Below are 2,871 nucleotides of genomic sequence, written 5' to 3'. Positions count from 1 at the left end.
CGTTATGCGTACGGGCCCACAGGCGGTGTCGGGCAGAGGGGCTACGCCCGCGAGGAAGCCACCAGTTCCGCGGCCTCCTCCGGTGTGGAGACCGACGGCGGCGACCCCGGCAGCGGCCGGCGGGCCGTCTCCTTCATGGTGACGACCGCGATGACGCCGACGAGGGCGGCGAGCATCGTGTAGTACGCGGGCATCATGTCGTTGCCGGTGCCGCTGACGAGGCCCTCGACGACGAGCGGGGTCGTGCCGCCGAAGAGCGAGACGGAGATGTTGAAGGCGATCGACAGCGAGCCGTAGCGCACGTCCGTGGGGAAGAGCGCGGGCAGCGAGGACGACATCACGCTGACGTACGGCAGCAGGCACAGGCCCAGGATCAGCAGGCCCGCGAAGACCGAGACGACCGTGCCCATCTTGATCAGCAGGAAGCAGGGCACGGACAGCACCAGGAAGCCGAGCGAACCGGCCATCATGACCGGTTTGCGGCCGATGCGGTCGGAGAGGCGTCCGACGAAGGTGATCGCCGCCATCAGCACCAGCATCACGATGATGATCGATACGAGGGCGTCGGTGGAGTCGTAGCCGATGCTGTTCGACAGATAGGTCGGCATGTACGACAGCAGCATGTAGTCGGTGACGTTGAACGCCGCGACCAGCGCGATGCACAGCACCATCGGCCGCCACTGCGTCGTCAGTATCTGCCGGAACGGGGTGCTCTCCCGCTTCTCCAGCGCCCCCTCCGCCTCCAGCTTCTGGAACGCCGGCGTCTCGTCGAGCTTGAGCCGCATGTACAGGCCGACCAGGCCGATCGGGCCCGCGACGAGGAACGGGATGCGCCAGCCCCAGGACTCCATCGACGCGTCGGAGAGCGTCACCGTCAGGACCGTGATGAGCCCGGCGGCGGCCGTGTAGCCGATCAGGGTGCCGAACTCCAGGAAGCTGCCGAAGAAGCCGCGGCGCCGGTCCGGCGCGTACTCCGCGATGAAGGTGGACGCGCCGCCGTACTCGCCGCCCGTCGAGAAGCCCTGGAGCATCCGGAAGACGATCAGCAGGACCGGCGCCCAGAAGTGGATCGACTGGTAGCCGGGGATCAGTCCGATGGCGAGCGTGCTCGACGCCATCATGATCATGGTGAGCGAGAGCACCTTCTTGCGGCCGATCCGGTCCCCGAGCGGCCCGAAGACCATGCCGCCCAGCGGGCGGACCAGGAACGCCGCCGCGAACGTCGCGAACGAGGACAGCAGCTGCGCCGTGTCGTTCCCCGACGGGAAGAACACCTTTCCGATGGTGACCGCGAGATAGCTGTAGATCCCGAAGTCGAACCACTCCATGGCGTTGCCCAGCGCCGCGGCCTTGACCGCCCGCTTGACCGCCGTCTCGTCCGTGACCGTGATGTCCGTGCGGCGCAGCGGAGGGTTCGAGCGGCGCGCGGCAGCGCGCACGAGGGGGCGGTGCCGGGTTACGGCCGGGGCTTCGAGTTCTTGCTGAACAGGCACGGGCGGCTTTCGGTCGGGGACAGGTTCCTAGCGCAACTACCCAGTGATACCTGGTTCATCCCCGGTGGCTTTCGCGGACGAAAGCCACTTTCGGGTAGGACTGAAGTCCCTCGGCCGCTGCGACCACTAGGGCCGATCACCCTATTTGATGCCGGATTATCCCATTCAAGCGGGGTACGGCAGGTACGGCCGTAATCAACGGTAACAGGCCGTAGTGGGGGCTACGGACGGTAAGACACCACACGCCTGTTACGGGCCGTACGCACCTCGTACCCTCAGACCGTCAGACCGTCAGCACGACCTTCCCGAAAAGATCGCCGCCCGCCATCTTCTCGAACCCCTCCCGCGCCCGGTCCAGCGGCAGCACCGAGTCGATCACCGGCCGTACGCCCTTCGCCGCGCAGAAGCTCAACAGCTCCCCCAGCTCCTCCTTGGAGCCCATCGTCGAACCGACGATCCTCAGCTCCAGGAAGAAGATCCGGTTCAGCTCGGCGGCCTCCGGGTTCGGGCCGCTCGTCGCGCCCGAGACGACGAGGGTGCCGCCCGGCCTGAGCGACTTCACCGAGTGCGACCAGGTCGCCGCGCCGACCGTCTCGATCACCGCGTCCACGCGGCGCGGCAGCCGCTCGCCCGGCTCGTACGCGCCCTCGGCGCCCAGCTCCACCGCGCGCTTGCGCTTGCCCTCGTCCCTGCTGGTCGCGAAGATCCGCAGCCCGGCCGCCGCCCCCAGCACGATCGCGGCCGTCGCCACCCCGCCGCCCGCGCCCTGTACGAGCACGCTGTCCCCCGGCCGTACGCCCGCGTTCGTGAACAGCATCCGGTACGCCGTCAGCCACGCCGTGGGCAGGCAGGCCGCCTCCTCGAAGGACAGCTCCGGGGGCTTGGGCAGCACATTCCACGCCGGTACGGCCACGCGCTCGGCGAACGTCCCCTGATAGCGCTCGGTGAGGATCGAACGCCGCTCGTCCGGGCCCACCCCGTGGCCCGTCTGACCGATCACCGAGTGGACGACGACCTCGTTGCCGTCCGCGTCGGTCCCGGCGGCGTCGCAGCCGAGGATCATGGGCAGCGACTCCTCGCCCAGCCCCACGCCGCGCAGCGACCACAGGTCGTGGTGGTTGAGGGAGGCGGCCTTCACATCGACGACCGTCCACCCCGCGCGGGCCCCGGCGGCGGGCTCGGGCCGCTCCCCTGTCTCAAGGCCGTTCAGCGGCTGGTCACGGTCGATCCGGGCGGCATAGGCAGCGAACATGATCCCAAACTAGGCCGAGGGGCGCTGCCGCGATAGTGGGCGGTCGTGTGACCCCCGCCAATCGCCTGGGCGGCGGGCCGGCGTTCCACGTGAGCCCCGTTGGGGCCGTACGAGCCGGGGCCGGGG

The 2,871-nt window shown here is 69.2% G+C and carries 2 protein-coding genes; both read right to left on the bottom strand.

Features of this window, described 5'->3' with window-relative positions; translation table 11 throughout:
- Positions 1-41: 41 nt before the first annotated feature.
- On the bottom strand, positions 42-1,493 hold the full coding sequence (proP, locus tag ACFU99_RS39710; protein WP_384402421.1) for a glycine betaine/L-proline transporter ProP: 1,452 nt from the start codon (positions 1,491-1,493) through the stop codon (positions 42-44).
- A gap of 283 nt (positions 1,494-1,776) precedes the next feature.
- Positions 1,777-2,745, bottom strand: a complete 969-nt coding sequence (locus ACFU99_RS39705) for a zinc-binding dehydrogenase (RefSeq protein ID WP_384402418.1) — start codon at positions 2,743-2,745, stop codon at positions 1,777-1,779.
- Positions 2,746-2,871: the final 126 nt, after the last annotated feature.

The sequence above is a fragment of the Streptomyces sp. NPDC057654 genome, from assembly GCF_042800135.1.
Classification (GTDB): domain Bacteria; phylum Actinomycetota; class Actinomycetes; order Streptomycetales; family Streptomycetaceae; genus Streptomyces.
The sequence above is the reverse complement of the archived record's forward strand: the minus strand, read 5'-3'. Positions and strand labels throughout refer to the sequence as shown.